Raw genomic sequence first — 14,787 nt, 5'->3', positions numbered from 1 at the left:
CTGAACGATCTATCAGGAGCTTTCATGGACACCCTTCTGAGCGCAGAAGAGCGCGAATTCGCGCAGCAGATGCGTCAGTTCTACCGCACGGAGATCCCCGAAGAGCTGCGCTTCAAGGTCGCCACCGGGCAGGAGCTGACCAAGGACGACATGGTCGCCTCGCAGCGCATCCTCAATGCGAACGGCTATGCGGTGCCCCACTGGCCCGTCGAGTGGGGCGGCCAGGACTGGACACCTGTGCAGCGCCACATCTGGCTCGAGGAGATGCAGCTGGCGAGCGTGCCCGCGCCCCTGCCGTTCAACGTCTCGATGGTCGGTCCGGTCATCGCGACCTTCGGGTCGCAGGAGCTCAAGGAGCGGTTCCTCCCCGCCACGGCGAACCTCGACATCTGGTGGTCGCAGGGCTTCTCCGAGCCCAACGCCGGGTCCGACCTCGCCTCCCTGACCACCTCGGCGGTGAAGTCGGGTGACAAGTACATCGTCAACGGTCAGAAGACGTGGACGACCCTGGGCCAGTACGGTGACTGGATCTTCATGCTCGTGCGCACCGACCCCGACGTCAAGAAGCAGGCGGGCATCTCGTTCCTCCTCATCGACATGAAGTCCCCCGGCGTGACCGTGCGCCCGATCCAGCTCATCGACGGCGGCCACGAGGTCAACGAGGTCTTCTTCGACAACGTCGAGGTGCCCGTGGAGAACCTCGTCGGCGAGGAGAACAAGGGCTGGACGTACGCGAAGTTCCTCCTCGGCAACGAGCGCACCGGCATCGCGCGCATCGGCGCCTCGAAGGTCAACCTCGCCCGCGCCAAGGCCTACGCCGCGGTGACGAAGACGGCGACCGGCACGCTGCTCGACGATCCTCTGTTCTCGGCGCGCCTGACGAGGCTGGAGGCCGAACTCACGGCCCTCGAGATGACGCAGCTGCGCATCCTGTCGACGCAGGCCGCCGGATCCGAGAAGCCGGATCCGCGCTCCTCGGTCCTCAAGCTCAAGGGCTCGCAGCTCCAGGAGGACATCAGTGAGATCCTCGTCGACGTGCTCGGTCCGCAGGGACTCGACTTCGTCACCGACCGCGTCCAGGGCGACGGTCTGACCGACCTGCCGCTCGGCGCCGTCGACGCGCTGCCCGCCTACTTCAACACCCGCAAGGTCACCATCTACGGCGGTTCGTCCGAGGTGCAGCGGGGAATCATCTCGAAGGCCCTGCTCGGTCTCTGACTCGGTCACTGAAAGGTACGAACACAGATGGATCTTGAACTCAACGACATTCAGCAGGAACTCGCCAGCACGCTGGGGAAGTATCTGCGCACCGAGTACGACACGGCCGCCCGCGAAGCCATTCTTGCCAGCGACGAGGGCATCTCGCGTGAGAAGTGGCAGCAGTTCGCGGAGATGGGTCTGACCGGTCTGACGATCCCCGAATCCTACGGCGGAGCGGAGATGACCTTCGCCGAGGTGGCTGTCGTCCTCGAGGCGTTCGGTCGGGCGCTCGTGCTCGAGCCCTTCGTCGCCACTGCCGTCCTCGGCGCGAACGCCGTGCTGCTCGCCGGCAGCGAGGAGCAGAAGCAGGCGATCCTGCCCGGCGTCGCCGAAGGGGAGACCTTCCTCGCCGTCGCGGCCCTCGAACCGGGACAGCGCTACGCTCTGGCGCAGCCGACGACGACGGCGACAGCGGCCGGTGACGGCGTCACCCTCTCGGGTGAGAAGAACGGCGTGCTCGGCGGCGACGTCGCCGACCACTTCATCGTCACCGCCGTCGAGAACGGGGAGCTCGGGCTCTTCCTCGTCGCCGCCGACGCCGCGGGGCTCACCCGCGTCGCCCACCGCCAGGCCGATGGCCTCGGCAGTGCGAGCGTGCGCTTCGCCGACACTCCGGCACAGCGCCTCAACGCGGCCGATGCCCGTGCCGTGCTCGACGAGGTCTTCGACCTCGGCAACGCCGCGATCATGGCTGAGGCCGTCGGCGCGATGGAGGCCTCGCTGACGATGACGGCCGAATACCTCAAGACGCGCGAGCAGTTCGGGGCGCCGATCGGCGCGAACCAGGCCCTCCAGCACCGGGCCGCCGACCTCTACGCGGATCTCGAGTACGCCCGCAGCATGGCGCTCTTCGCCCGCCTCGCGGTCACCGCCGAGGGCGAGGGCGCGGAGAAGGATCGGCACCGCGACGTCATCGCGGCGAAGATCGTCATCGATTCGACCTCGCGGCACGTCGCGCAGGAGTCGATCCAGATGCACGGCGGCATCGGCATGACGATGGAGTACCCGATCGGGCACTACGCGAAGCGCCTCACGGTGATCTCGCGGACGTTCGACGACGCGGATTCGCTCACGGCGGAGCTCGCACAGATCGGCGGGCTCATCGAGCCCCACGCCGCAGACCTGTCCTGATCGGGCGGGTCGGGCCGCAGATCTGTCCTGACCGGGCTGGGCTCGGCGGGCGGTCCGGCCCGGCTCGCAGAGGTTCGACAGCACGACGGCGCCGGGAGACCATCTGAGTCTCCCGGCGCCGTCGCGTGTTCGGGTGCCGTCTTGTGTTCTGGCTCGGGCTGGGACTGAACGACGCGCCCGCCGGCCCGGCGTTCGAGCGGGAGCCTCGCCGGGCCGGCGAGTCGGGGCTGACCGCTCACCGCCTCCGCCGACCCCGTTTGTGGTCACAGAACCGAGGAAATGGAGTCGAATCGAGCGATTCGCCTCGGTTCTGTGACCACAAACGCGGCGAGCCGGTTGAGGCATGTCCGCAACGCGCAATCCGGCTGGGACGATTCCGCGCCGCCTCCGAGGTGAATGTGCGCCGCGCCTATGGCGAATTCGATGCCGATTCCACCCTCAACCTTCCGCGCAATCCGGGCGGTCGCCCTACCCGACGGGCTGGTCGAAGACGTGGCGGCGCACCCACGCGTGCATCGTGATCGCGGCCGCTGCGGCGGCATTCATCGACCGCGTCGATCCGTACTGCGCGATCGAGAGCACCGCCGAGCTCGCCCGGTGCGCCTCCTCGCTCAGGCCCGGCCCCTCCTGACCGAAGAGGAGGAGGCAGCGCTCCGGGAGGTCGTAGGTCTCCAGCGGCACCGAGTCCGGGAAGTTGTCGACCCCGATGAGCGGCACGTCGTTGTCGGTGCACCACTGGAGCAGGTCGTCGACGCTCGGATGGTGGATGACGTGCTGGTATTTGTCGGTGACCATCGCTCCGCGCCGATTCCAGCGCCGACGCCCGACGATGTGGACGGCGGCGGCGTTGAAGGCGTTCGCCGTGCGCACGACCGACCCGATGTTGAGGTCGTGCTGCCAGTTCTCGACGCCGACGTGGAATCCGTGCCGTACCGTGTCGAGGTCGGCGACGATTGCGTCGTGCCGCCAGTAGCGGTACTTGTCGACGACGTTGCGCCGGTCACCCTCGGCGAGCAGCTCCGGATCGTAGTGCTCGCCGACAGGCCAGGGGCCGGTCCACGGACCGACCCCCACCTGCTGTGATTCGTGACCGTCGGTCACTTCGCGTCGTCGCTGTCGGCATCCTTCGCGGGGTTCCCTGCGCCGGTTGCCTTGGTCCCCTTCGCCGAGGTCGTCCCCTTCGATGCGGCGGCGGACTTCGCAGACGCGGTCCCCTTCGCCGAGGTTATGACGGTCTCGGACTCCTCGACCGTCACCTCGTCGGACGCGTCCGCGTCACTGTCGTCGGCGTCCGACTTCTTCGAGACAGTGTCCTTCGAGTCAGACTTCTTAGAATCCGCATCCTTCGAATCCGTGCCCTTCGCATCGGCGTCCTTGGCCGCAGCGACCTTCTTGGCCCGCTTGCTCATCTTCACGGTCTTGCCGCCGCGCCCGCCGCCGGCGAGCACCGACCGGACGTAGGCGCCACCGGCGAGCGCGTGGATGATGAAGGCGAGCACCGCGGCGATGGCGGCGGCCACGAGACCTTCCCACCATTCCGGCTGGGCGGCGAAGTAGCGGTCGGCGATGCCGATCGGCGAGGTGAACGGAGCCCAGCCGAGCACTCGGCCGACCGTTCCCGAGGCACCGACGATGACCGGGGCCATCGCACCGCCGACGGTGAGCACGCCGATGATCGCGACCATCGTCTTGCGCGCCTTGTCACCGGTGATCGTCGAGGCCCACACGAGGAGGGCGAAGATCGTCCAGGCGGTGAAGAACAGGGTGAGCGCGAACCAGCCGAGCCCCGGCAGCATCGCGAACGCGAGCGAGGTCTGACCCGAGATCGAGAGACCGAGCTCGAGGACGACGGCGGCCACGAGAAGATGGATGACGACGAGCGTGAGCATGCCCGTCACCCGCCCCGAGGCGGCGGCGCGCGGTGGAATCGTCGCGGCGATGATCTCCGTGATCCGGTTGCGCTTCTCGAGCCGGAGGTTCTGGTAGAGCGCGGTGCCGAGCGTGGCGATGACGAGGAGTGAGAACACGACCATGCCCCACAGCAGCGGGACCGCCACGTCCTCGGGCACGGCCGGGGTCTGCAGCAGCGTCGCCTCGGTCTGCGGGGCGAGCCGCTCGAGAAGCGCCGTGGGCTGCTTGTCGAGGGCGATGATCGTCGGCTGCGACTGGCCCGAGGGGTCCTGGATGAACGCAGCGTCGACTGTGCCGTCGCGGACGAGCTGCTCGGCCGCCTGCGCATCGGGAGCATCGGTGATCGAGACGCCGAGCTGCTGCTCGTACATCGCGGCCTGCTCGCCGACGCCGACCATCGCCATGCTCGGGGTGCCCGAGTTCGCCTGGGCGTCGCGGACGATCCCGCTGACGATCACCGCGACGATGCCGAGGACGACGACGGCGACGGTGACGAGGAAAAACGGACTGCGCATCGTCGTCGAACTCTCCCGGTTCGACACGAGCCACGAAGCCTGGCGCTTGCCGACGTCGACGAACTCCGAGACGAGTCCCGTCTCAGGCAGATCCTCGGGGTCCGGGGTGTCTTCGGCGAGTTCGTAGGGAACCTCGTCGAGACCGAGCGTCGAATCCGCGGAATCCTCGCCGAGGCGGTCGTCCGCGTCCGCCGAAGCGGCCTTTCCGGCACCGTCTTTCCCGGCCGCAGTCTTCCCGCCGGCAGTCTTTCCGGCGCCGGTCTTCGCGGCGCTGGCCTTCCCCGCACCCGACTTCCCCGCCGTCGAGACTCCGCCGGTCACTCCGCCGAGGTCGTCGAGGCTCGTCGGGGCAGTGCCCTTCGACGTCGTCGTCTTCGTCGCGTCGTCGTCGGGCGTCTGCTCGTCCCGCGCATCGTCCTTGCGTGCCATCACAAAGTCTCCTTGAACTGCTCGGCCAACGTCGGGCGCACCCGCTCGAAGCGCTCCACCTTGCGCAGCGTCGCCACCGACGCGGCAGCGGAGCCGGGATCGTCGCTGCGGAAGCGGATGACGGTGTCGATGACCTCGATCTCCGTGATCCCCGCGCGTCCCCGCAACGACGTCGCGGCCGCCTCGGCGTCGGCGAGGGCGACCTCGTAGCGGTGCTCGCCGAGGAGGTCGTCGACGCTGCCGGCGGCGGTGACCTTGCCCTGGCTGAGCACGACGATGTCGTCGGCGAACTTCTCCGCGGCCTCCCAGTCATCGGTGGCGAGGATGACGGGCACGCCCGAGGCGGCATGGGCCCGCAGCAGGGACATGACGAGTTCGGTCGACTTCGTATCGAGGCCGTTGAACGCGTCGTCGATGACGACGACGTCGGGGTCGGCGGCCAGGGTCGCTGCGATGTCGACGCGGGCGATCTCGGCGCCGCTGAGGTTCTTCAGCGGGGCGTAGCCGCGGTCGGCGAGTTCGAGCCGGCCGAGCAGGGTCAGGGCATTGCGCTCGGCAGCGCCGAGGGTGATGCCGTGGAGGCGCGCGAGGTAGACGATCTGATCGATGACGCGCATGTTCGGGTAGCCGCCGCGCTCACCGGGCAGGTAACCGAAGTTCTGCCGGTCGCCGAAGTCGAGTTCGTAGCCCTCGAGTTCGACAGTGCCCTCATCAGCGGTGATGAGGCCCATGATGACGCGCACGAGTTCGGTGCGGCCTGCCGATCGGGTTCCGACGACGGCGGTGATCCGACCCGGCTCGGCGGTGAAGCTCACCTCATCCAGATATGTCCGCTTCCCCTTGCGCAGGGAAATCCCTTTCAGTGTGAGCACACGCGATCCTTACGTTGTCCAACGGGCGCCGTTTGCAGCCACGGCCCTTGAGAGTTTCTCATCTATCGTGGTGAATCGCGCAGGGCGATTCAAACCAGGTCCGGGATTTCAACGGAATTGACAGTCGAGTCCCAGCTGGTGGTCGCGAGCTCAGTCGAGCCCGAGGTCCTTCGTCGTCAGAGCTGTGAGATAGGGGATCCCGGTGGCTTCGACCTTCTCCTTCGCCCCCGTGTCACGGTCCATGACGACGGCCACGGCGACCACCTCGGCGCCGGCCTCCTTGAGCGCCTCGACCGCGGTGAGCACGGAACCGCCCGTCGTCGAGGTGTCCTCGACGGCGATGACGCGCTTGCCGGCGACATCGGGACCCTCGACGCGACGGGACATCCCGTGCTTCTTCGCCTCCTTGCGGACGACGAACGAGTCGACGGGGGTGCCGCGGACGACGGAGCGGTGCATGACGGCGGTGCCGACGGGATCGGCCCCCATCGTCAGTCCGCCCACGGCGTCGATGGAGTCGAGCAGGCCCTCAGCCTCGAGGAGGTCGAGGACGACGTCGCCGATGAGCGGGGCCGAGCGGTGGTCGAGGGTGACCCGGCGCAGATCGAGGTAGTAGTCGGCCTCGCGGCCCGAGGAGAGGGTGACCCGACCGCGGACGACGGCGAGTTCGTCGATGAGGTCGAGGAGTTGGCGGCGGGAGTCAGCGCTGTCGGTCATGCCCTCAGTCTAGGCGGTGATGGCACGCCGAGGCGGCGGCAGGGTGGCACCGTCCACCGCGGTCAGGCTTCACCGAGGTGGCTCAGCTCGCCGCGGCCGACGTTCACCGAGGTGGCTCAGTTCCCCGCGGCCGCGCAGTCAACAGCTCAGCTCGCCGCGCCGCGGCTGATGACGCGGAGGTCGATCTCGACCGGTTCGCCGACCTCACGGTCGACGGCGGCGAAGATGTCGTCGACGACGGCGGCCACGGACCGCGAGTCGTCGAAGTGGGCGTCGATGCGCACCCGGTACCCGTCGTCGGACTGCGTGAGGTCGATGCCGGTCGGCTCACCGCCGGCACGCCGCAGCACCTTCGCCGTCGCGCTGACGACGAGGTCCTTCATGCCCGGAGCCAGCGAGGCGACGCCGGGAATGTGGGAGACCGAGCGTGACAGCTCCTGCGCGGTGTGGGTAAGCGGGCTGACCACCTCAACCGATTCGTCGGCCGCGGCACTGTCGACAGCCGAGTCCCCGGTCAGGGCAGTTGCCCCGTCGGCGTCAGTGGTCCCGCGGCTGCCGGCCGCGCGGCCCGTGCCGGACGGCGCGGTTGTCGCGTCCTTCTTCACACGCCCCGAGTCGGCTGCGGCGCCTGACTTCGCTGCGGCGCCTGACTTCGCCGTGGCGCCTGACTTCGCCGTGGCGCCGGTCGACTTCGCCGAGGCATCAGTCGACCTCGCCGCGGCACCGGTCGACGTTGTCGCGGCAGACGAATGTGCGGCCGGCAGCGGGGCAGAGGGCTGATCCTCGTGGACGAGTTCGGGTTCGAGGACCGACTCGTGGCTGACCTCGAGCGGCGTGGGGGCCTCGGCTTCGGTCTCGCGCTTGTTCTCGGGCGACATGGGCTCATTCGACATAGGCATCCTCGACTTCGATATCGATCCGGGAAGCGGGCACCCCGAGCTCGCGCACGAGCGCCTCGGAGACAGCGGTCCTGATCTCGTCTGCTGACGTGACGAAATGGATGTCCGCGCGCATCGTCACGGTCAGCGCCACCTCGGCGGCACTGCCGTTGGGCTCCCCGGCGGACACGATCCTCACACTGCGGGAGCGGATGCCGTCGACCGTGTCGACGGCGTCGCGGACGATCGCGCGCACAGCCGTCGACGCGATCGAGTATTCATGCCCCTCATCGGTGCGCAACTTCGTCGACGGCCCCCGGTAGAGGTCGTTGCGGACGAGGTGGAGGATGCGCTCGCGGATGCCCGCGGTCTGTTCCGGGTCGGGAACGAAATGACCCATGTAATCGTCGATGACGTCGCGCAGCTGCGCGTCGAGGTCAGGTGCGGCGCGCTCACCATCGGCGCGCCGGCGATCATCACTCATGTCCATCCCTTCATCCCTTCGACGATGGCGGCCCGGGCGCGGTGGATGCGACCGCGCACGCTGCCTTCCGTGATGCCCAAGGTGTCAGCGACCTCAGCGTAGCTCAGGCCCTCCATCTGGCAGAGCACCCACGTCACCCGCTGCTCCGACGACAGCGTCGAGAACACCTGGGCGAACCGCTCGAGCGCACTGCGGGCCTCGACGCGCTTCTCGACCGAGGCGCGATCGTCGGCGTGCGCGCCGAAGTCCTCGGGGTCGAACGGGTCGGACGGGCGGCTGACGCGCTTGCGGAGGACATCGGTGCACCGGTTCGAGGCCATGCGGTAGAGCCAGGTCCCGAAGGCTTCGGGCGAGGCGAGTGCGTTGAGCGACTTCCAGGCCTGGACGAACGTGTCCTGCACGACGTCCTCGGCGTCCTGCCGGTCACCGAGGGTGCGCATGCAGAACCGCAGCAGCTTCGTCTCATACCGATCGACGAGGGAGGCGAAGGCATCGACATCGCCTTCACGCGCCCGCACGACGAGTGTCACGATGTCCAATCGATCATCTCCTCTTGCCATGCTCCTGATGATAGGCGAGAGGAGCCGATGGGAACACTCCTTGTCGGATAGTTGCCGCGAAGTTCATCAGATCGAGACTTTCGGGCCGCGTCGGACGCACTCGCAGGTCCTGTCTCCGGCCCGGTCATCGGCCGTCCCACCCGGGCCGTCCGGCGGTAGCCGACCTCGCCTCCGACCCACCCCGCACCGGGCGGCCGAGAAATCCGGCGAAAGAAATTTCACCAACCTGCGTGAGGATCTCCGAACAGCCCCGTCTGTACCTATGTCAGCACATCCGACACGAAAGGGAATGAACGATCATGCCTGCCAACACCGATTCCTCCACTTCCTCCACCACCTCGGCGTCGACTGCGAACGCTGGCCAGGACATCAACAGCCCCCTCGTCACCGACAAGGGCAACACGACGATCGCTGAGAACGTCGTCGCCAAGCTTGCCGGCATCGCGGCTCGCGAGGTCCCCGGCGTCTTCGGCATGGGCAATGCCGCACGCCGCGCCTTCGACACCCTCACCGATCGGATCCCCGGCTCGCAGACGAACGTCTCCGGCGGAGTCTCCGTCGAGAAGGGCGAGAAGCAGACCGCGATCGACCTGACGATCGTCGTCGAGTACGGCACGTCGATCGTCGATGTCGCCGAGGCGATCCGTCGCAACGTCATCCGCGCCGTCGAGCAGGGCACCGGACTCCAGGTCGTCGAGGTCAACATCGACGTCACCGATGTCCACCTCCCCGATGACGACAACGATGACGATCAGAAGAAGAGCGACAGCACCAACGAACTCTCCTGACACATCCATTCGTCGCTGATGCCCCGGGGCGCGGCCCCACCCGGCACTCGCCCCGGGGACATCACGACCGCAGCGGAAGGACTGCCATGTCGAAAACACTCATCGGACTGCTTGTCGGACTCACCCTCGGCATCGTCGCGTACTTCGGAGGATTCGTCGCATTCCTCGTCGTCGCGATCTGCGGCGGGCTCGGTCTCACGATCGGCTTGGTCCTCGACGGCCGACTCGACCTCGGAGCCCTGAGCTCACGTTCGACGACGCGGAGGTGATCGCTGTGGCTGCATCACGCGGTAGCCTCACGATCGCCGACCGAGTCATCGAGAAGACCGCCTCGGAGATCCTCAAGGGCCTCCCCGGGGTCGGCGGGTCGACGTCGGGCTTCCTCGGCATCGGCGGGAACTCGAGTCTCGACACCCGACCGAGCGTCGACGTCACGCTCTCAGGCCGCAGCTGCACCCTCGATGTGAAGCTCGGCCTGTCCTACCCGCTGCCGATCTCGGCGACCACCGAAACCGTTCGGCAGCAGCTGAGCACCGAGGTGGAATCGCTCACGGGCGTGACCGTCCGGCAGGTCGACATCGACGTGACCTGGCTCAAGCCCGAATCGGCGAGCCATCCCAGCGAAGTGAGGAGTCTGGCATGAGCGCTCATCTCCTGCGCGCCCGTCCCGCACGGGTCGTGCCATCAGTCATCGTCGCCGTCGTCTTCCTCCTCGTCGCCGTCGGGCTCGGGTGGGCGGGCATCGCCGCCATCGCCCGGTCCGGCGCCGAGGCAGCGCTGACGACGACGCTGCCGGGTGTCTCCGGCGCCGAGTCCCTCCAGTGGGGGATGCCGATCGTCATCGGCGCAGGCATCGTCCTCGGTGTCATCGGACTCATCCTCATCATCCTCGCGATCTCCCCGGGACCCCGACGCATCGTCGGCTTCCGGGCACCGACGAGCGAATACATCGAACAGTTCGAAGTCGCCCTGCCGACCTCGGCGGTCTCGGACCTCGCGGCAGCCGCCGCGGACTCCGTCGACGGGGTCTCCCGCGTCCGCGCGGCCTCGAACGCGCGGTCGACGATCGTCACCGTCGCGACCCCGGTGCGCGACACCGCCGCGATCCGCAGCGATGTCGGCCAGGCCGTGACGGACCGTCTCTCGGCGATCGGCTTCGACAGGCAACCGAGCGTGCGCGTGCACGCCCAGAGGAGGCAGTGATGAGAAGAATGGCCGCAGGTGCCAATCGCACCCTGCTCTTCATCGTCGGACTCGTGTGCCTCATCGTCGGCGCCGGTGCCGCGGCCGCAGGCTTCGGCTTCCTGTCGGCGATCGTCGCCGGACTCGAACCGTCTGACACCCTCGGCGTCCTCGCGGTGCCGTTCACGTGGTCGTTCTCGGCCCTCGTCGCGGTGCTCATCGCGGTCGTGCTCGCGATCATCGGGATCTGGTGGCTGTCGCTGCAGATCCCGCGCAAGGACGCGGCGAAGCCGCTGCGTCTGCAGCAGGATGCGCGCACCGGCCTGACCACGGTGACGGCCAATGTCATCGCCGAGGCGGTCTCCGACGACCTCGAGACCATCGAGGGCGTCGACTCCGCTCAGGTCATCGTCCGCGGCACCGCGCGTCGTCCCGAGCTCGTCATCCACATCGACGTCGACGATCGCGCCGACATCGATGCGATCGTCGCCGAGGTGGCCGACAGGGTCGCCCGCAACGCGAGCAGTGCGCTCGGGGAGCCGCTGGCGGCGGTCGGTCTCGAGATCGGCATCGCCCGCACACCCAACCGCAAGCAGCGCAGCGTCACCCTCGCCTAGCGCAGTCAGCGGGTCTCACCGCCGGATCCCCGGCGGTGGGACGGCGCTCAGTCGCCGGTCTGATTCCCGGGAGCAGTCCCGGACCCCCAGCCGGTCGTCGATTCGGCCGGCACTTCCACCGCCGCCGGCCGGATCGGCGGCCTCCGCCGTCCAGCCGACGGCACCATCACCCCGACCCGGGTCCCTGCACAGGACCTGGTGTCGGGGTGATGTCGTCTCAGCTGCCGAGTTCGGCGCTGCCAGGGTCGGTGCTGCCGGGGTCAGTGCTGCCGGGGTCGACCTCGAGGACGACCTTCCCGACGGTGTGTCCGCTCTCGATGTCGGCGAGCGCCGCGGCGGCCTGCTCCAGCGGGTGCGTCGCTGAGATGTGCGGGGTGACCGTCCCGGCGGCGACGAGTCCGGCGATCTCGGCGAGCTCCGCGCCGTCGGCTTCGACGGTGAAGCGCAGCGCCCGCACCCCATGGGCCCGAGCCTCCTCCTGCGAGGGCGCGTCGCGCGTGGTCACGAGCACACCGCCGGGTGCGAGCACGGCCCATGATGCCGCTCTCGCCGCACCCCCGACGAGATCGAGGACGACGTCGACGCCGGTCACGCCGGAGAGGTCCTGCGTCTCGTAGTCGATGACGACGTCGGCGCCGAGCTCCCGGGCGAAGGCGACGTGCGGCGTCGACGTCGTCATGATGACACGGCCGCCGGCCGCCTTCGCGAACTGGATCGCGAAGTGCCCGACCCCGCCGGTGCCGCCCTGGACGAGCACGGTCGAGCCCGCGCTGACCCGTCCGTAGCGGAAGAGCCCCTGCCACGCGGTGAGGCCCGCGGTCGGAATCGACCCGGCCCGGACGGCGTCGACGCCGGCGGGTGTCGTCGTCAGCGCATGCTGGTCGACGACGACCCGTTCGGCGTATCCGCCGCCGTGCATGTCGACCATCCCGAAGACCGCGTCGCCGACGGAGAACTTCTCCGCTTGCGCCCCGCGCTCGACGACGACGCCGGCGACGTCGCGCCCGAGCGTGTACGGCAGCCGGTCCTCGCCGACTCCGGGATACCGGCCGGACCGGATCCGGACGTCGACCGGATTCACCCCGGCCGCCGCGACGGCGACGCTGACCTGCAGAGCGTCCGGGGCCGAGACTCCGAGCCGGCTGACGTGGAGGACGTCGTCGCCGCCGAAGCGGTCGAAGCGGACCATCCGCGCCGTCACCGGTTGGTCCGCGCTCACAGCTCCCACGCCTCGGCGAGCAGTTCGAACGACCGCGCGCGCATCGCCGGGTCGAACGTGTACGTCGTGATGATGAGTTCGTCGACGCCGAGGTCGGCGATGATCTCCTGCAAGGCGGTGACCACGGTCTGCGGGGATCCGACGGCCCGCACCTGCTGGAAGTCCTCGATGAAGGCGAGCACGCCGGCATCGACGACCTCCCGGATGTCGCCGACCGGCGGGGCGAGCGGGGTGCGCCGGCCGGTGCCGATGCCGGCAGCGAGCTGCTGTGCGGTCGTGAAGAGGTGCTCGGCCTCCTCGTCGGTGGGGGCGACGAGGACGTTGACCCCGGCCATGACGTAGGGCGCGGAGAGCTCCGCGGTGACGTAGTCGGTGGAGAAGTTCTCCCGGTACCGGCGGATCGCTTCGTGACGGGCGGCCGGCGCGAAGTGCGAGGCGAAGACGTAGGGCAGGCCCATGGCCGCGGCGACCGTCGCCCCGTCGAGGCTCGACCCGAGGATCCACAGCGGCACCCGGGTGCCCTGCCCGGGATGTGCTGTCGTCTCGCCCGTCCCGTCGCCGAGGTGGCGCTGGAGTTCGACGACGTCCTCGACGAAGGTGTCCGCCGAGGCCTGCCCCCGGCGCAGCGCCGCCGCCGTGCGCGGGTCCGTGCCCGGGGCGCGGCCGAGTCCGAGGTCGAAGCGGTCGCCGTACATTGCGGCGAGCGTGCCGTAGTACTCGGCGACCATGAGCGGGGAGTGGTTGGGCAGCATCACTCCCCCGGAGCCGAGCCGGATCCGACTCGTGTTCTCCGCGGCCCGCCCGATGAGCAGGGACGTCGCCGAGGAGGCGAACGTCGGCACGTTGTGGTGCTCGGCGTACCAGTACCGCCGGTAGCCGAGGCGGTCGGCGAGCTTCGCCAGGGCCAGCGATTCGTCGAGTGCGGTGCGGGTCTCCATTCCCTGGGAGACGGGGACGAGGTCGAGGATGGACAGCGGGGTCATGATGGTGCTCCTCTCTTCGGGGACATCGCGGCGAGTGCGGCGGCGATGATGACGACTCCGACCTCGCAGAGGCCGTAGACGATGAAGGTCGGGACGAGGCCAAAGTGCTGGGCGGCGAGGCCGGCGAGCACGGCGGGGACGCTGAACGCGGTGTAGGCGACGATGAATGTCGTCGCGAAGGTGCGGGAACGGTCCGCGGCGGGAGCGGCCTGGCCGATCGTCCCCATGACCCGGGAGAACCCCGCACCGAAGCCGGCCCCGGCCAGCGCCGAGGCGAGGATGTAGAGGGCGAGCGAGTCGACGAGGACGGCGACGACGGTGCAGAGGACGCCGAGCCCGAGCAGCCCGAAGCTGAGCAGTCCGTGCCGCCGCGGGGTCATCCCCCGCATCCGCCACGTGGCCACCGGCGCGGGGAGGAAGAAGACGGCCAGGGTGAGCCCGACGACGAAGGTGTTGTCGACTCCGAAGGTGGTGTGGACGAGCGAGGCCCCGAGGGACAGATAGAGCCCGGCCGGTGCCCAGATCGCGAGCAGCGCGGGGATCCGGCGGATGAAGAGCGGGCGCACCGCTGCGGGAAGCCCGACCCGCGGGACGAGGGCCCGCAGGCGCACCGGCTGCCGCGGCACTGGATCGCGGGGCAGGAGGATGAGGGCGATGAGCAGAGCGGCATAGGTGCCGAGCAGCACCGAGTAGACGAGCTGGCGCGGCCACGGGGCGTACTCGACGAGGAGACCGGCGAGCGCGGCGCCGAGCGCGAGCCCGATCGGCGAGGAACCGCCGGAGACGAGGGCGCCCGCCGGCTGACTGGGCTGGTGGGCGACGATCATCGCCGACGCCGCCCCCGTGCACAGTCCCGTCGCCGCTCCCTGGACGAGGCGGGCGACGATGAGGGGACCGACGCCGTCGGCGAGGATGAAGAGGACCATCGCCGCGATCTGGACGAGGAGTCCGGCGACGAGGACGAAGCGGGTGCCGACGACGTCGGCGAGCGAGCCCAGCGTGATCATCGTCGCGAGCAGGGCGAGGACGTAGATCGCGAAGATCACCGTGAGAGTGAAGTCGGAGAACCCCCACAGCTGCTGGTAGACGGGATAGAGGGGGGAGGGGGCGGCCGCGGCGGCGAGCAGCGCGACCATGATGAGTCCGGCCACGGCGAACCTCGCGGTCTGCGCCTCCTTGACCATGCTCACCCCCTAACCCCCGCCGTCCGGTCAGAATATACCCAGGCCGGGGACTTAGAC

At 69.1% G+C, this 14,787-nt stretch carries 17 protein-coding genes; 7 read left to right on the top strand and 10 right to left on the bottom strand.

Going from position 1 to position 14,787, the window contains the following annotated elements; genetic code table 11:
• Positions 1-24: 24 nt before the first annotated feature.
• Entirely contained in the window at positions 25-1,218 is a 1,194-nt protein-coding gene (locus ABD154_RS08595) for an acyl-CoA dehydrogenase family protein (RefSeq protein ID WP_344251077.1), read from the top strand.
• 27 nt (positions 1,219-1,245) lie between these two features.
• Entirely contained in the window at positions 1,246-2,391 is a 1,146-nt protein-coding gene (locus ABD154_RS08590; protein ID WP_344251076.1) for an acyl-CoA dehydrogenase family protein, read from the top strand.
• Between the two features lie 468 nt (positions 2,392-2,859).
• On the opposite strand, the gene ABD154_RS08585 is transcribed toward ABD154_RS08590, so the two are convergent.
• From ABD154_RS08585 to ABD154_RS08555, 7 genes are all read right to left on the bottom strand, one after another.
• A complete protein-coding gene (locus tag ABD154_RS08585; protein WP_344251075.1) occupies positions 2,860-3,492 on the bottom strand; it encodes a TrmH family RNA methyltransferase in 633 nt (210 codons plus the stop codon).
• Positions 3,489-5,246, bottom strand: a complete 1,758-nt coding sequence (locus tag ABD154_RS08580) for an ABC transporter permease (RefSeq protein ID WP_344251074.1) — start codon at positions 5,244-5,246, stop codon at positions 3,489-3,491. The genes ABD154_RS08585 and ABD154_RS08580 overlap by 4 nt, the downstream gene beginning before the upstream one ends.
• The gene (locus tag ABD154_RS08575) at positions 5,246-6,118 is read right to left on the bottom strand and encodes an ABC transporter ATP-binding protein (RefSeq protein ID WP_211978674.1); all 873 of its coding nucleotides are present in this window, start codon (positions 6,116-6,118) and stop codon (positions 5,246-5,248) included. The genes ABD154_RS08580 and ABD154_RS08575 overlap by 1 nt, the downstream gene beginning before the upstream one ends.
• Before the next feature lie 150 nt (positions 6,119-6,268).
• Positions 6,269-6,835, bottom strand: a complete 567-nt coding sequence (gene pyrE, locus ABD154_RS08570; protein ID WP_137824424.1) for an orotate phosphoribosyltransferase — start codon at positions 6,833-6,835, stop codon at positions 6,269-6,271.
• Positions 6,836-6,981: 146 nt separating this feature from the next.
• Positions 6,982-7,713 (bottom strand): hypothetical protein, encoded by a 732-nt coding sequence (locus ABD154_RS08565; RefSeq protein ID WP_344251073.1) that lies wholly within the window; start codon positions 7,711-7,713, stop codon positions 6,982-6,984.
• A 4-nt stretch (positions 7,714-7,717) separates the two neighbouring features.
• A complete protein-coding gene (locus ABD154_RS08560) occupies positions 7,718-8,197 on the bottom strand; it encodes an Asp23/Gls24 family envelope stress response protein (protein WP_344251072.1) in 480 nt (159 codons plus the stop codon).
• On the bottom strand, positions 8,194-8,727 hold the full coding sequence (locus ABD154_RS08555; protein WP_232623872.1) for an RNA polymerase sigma factor: 534 nt from the start codon (positions 8,725-8,727) through the stop codon (positions 8,194-8,196). The genes ABD154_RS08560 and ABD154_RS08555 overlap by 4 nt, the downstream gene beginning before the upstream one ends.
• 329 nt (positions 8,728-9,056) lie before the next feature.
• On the opposite strand from ABD154_RS08555, the gene ABD154_RS08550 reads away from it, so the two are divergent.
• The 5 genes from ABD154_RS08550 (at position 9,057) to amaP (ending at position 11,344) form a co-directional block, all read left to right on the top strand.
• Positions 9,057-9,545: an Asp23/Gls24 family envelope stress response protein gene (locus tag ABD154_RS08550; RefSeq protein WP_137824420.1), complete on the top strand. Its 489-nt coding sequence runs from the start codon at positions 9,057-9,059 to the stop codon at positions 9,543-9,545.
• Between the two features lie 86 nt (positions 9,546-9,631).
• Positions 9,632-9,814, top strand: coding sequence for a DUF2273 domain-containing protein (locus ABD154_RS08545; protein WP_137824419.1), 183 nt, complete (start codon positions 9,632-9,634; stop codon positions 9,812-9,814).
• 5 nt (positions 9,815-9,819) lie between these two features.
• Positions 9,820-10,188: an Asp23/Gls24 family envelope stress response protein gene (locus ABD154_RS08540; RefSeq protein WP_344251071.1), complete on the top strand. Its 369-nt coding sequence runs from the start codon at positions 9,820-9,822 to the stop codon at positions 10,186-10,188.
• Positions 10,185-10,748: a DUF6286 domain-containing protein gene (locus tag ABD154_RS08535; protein ID WP_344251070.1), complete on the top strand. Its 564-nt coding sequence runs from the start codon at positions 10,185-10,187 to the stop codon at positions 10,746-10,748. The genes ABD154_RS08540 and ABD154_RS08535 overlap by 4 nt, the downstream gene beginning before the upstream one ends.
• Complete coding sequence (amaP, locus tag ABD154_RS08530; RefSeq protein WP_344251069.1) at positions 10,748-11,344, top strand: alkaline shock response membrane anchor protein AmaP; 597 nt, start codon at positions 10,748-10,750, stop codon at positions 11,342-11,344. Before ABD154_RS08535 ends, amaP begins: the two co-directional genes overlap by 1 nt.
• 217 nt (positions 11,345-11,561) lie before the next feature.
• On the opposite strand, the gene ABD154_RS08525 is transcribed toward amaP, so the two are convergent.
• The 3 genes from ABD154_RS08525 to ABD154_RS08515 are packed head-to-tail and all read right to left on the bottom strand — an operon-like array spanning position 11,562 to position 14,730.
• Positions 11,562-12,563 carry an NADP-dependent oxidoreductase gene (locus ABD154_RS08525; RefSeq protein WP_344251068.1) on the bottom strand — a complete coding sequence of 334 codons (1,002 nt, stop codon included), beginning with the start codon at positions 12,561-12,563 and terminating at the stop codon, positions 11,562-11,564.
• A complete protein-coding gene (locus tag ABD154_RS08520; protein WP_198499862.1) occupies positions 12,560-13,546 on the bottom strand; it encodes an LLM class flavin-dependent oxidoreductase in 987 nt (328 codons plus the stop codon). The genes ABD154_RS08525 and ABD154_RS08520 overlap by 4 nt, the downstream gene beginning before the upstream one ends.
• On the bottom strand, positions 13,543-14,730 hold the full coding sequence (locus ABD154_RS08515) for an MFS transporter (RefSeq protein WP_344251148.1): 1,188 nt from the start codon (positions 14,728-14,730) through the stop codon (positions 13,543-13,545). The genes ABD154_RS08520 and ABD154_RS08515 overlap by 4 nt, the downstream gene beginning before the upstream one ends.
• Positions 14,731-14,787 lie beyond the last annotated feature (57 nt).

Origin of the sequence: Brevibacterium sanguinis (assembly GCF_039528855.1) — a bacterium.
GTDB lineage: Bacteria > Actinomycetota > Actinomycetes > Actinomycetales > Brevibacteriaceae > Brevibacterium > Brevibacterium sanguinis.
Note: the sequence above shows the minus strand (reverse complement) of the source record. Positions and strands in the feature narration are given on the sequence as shown.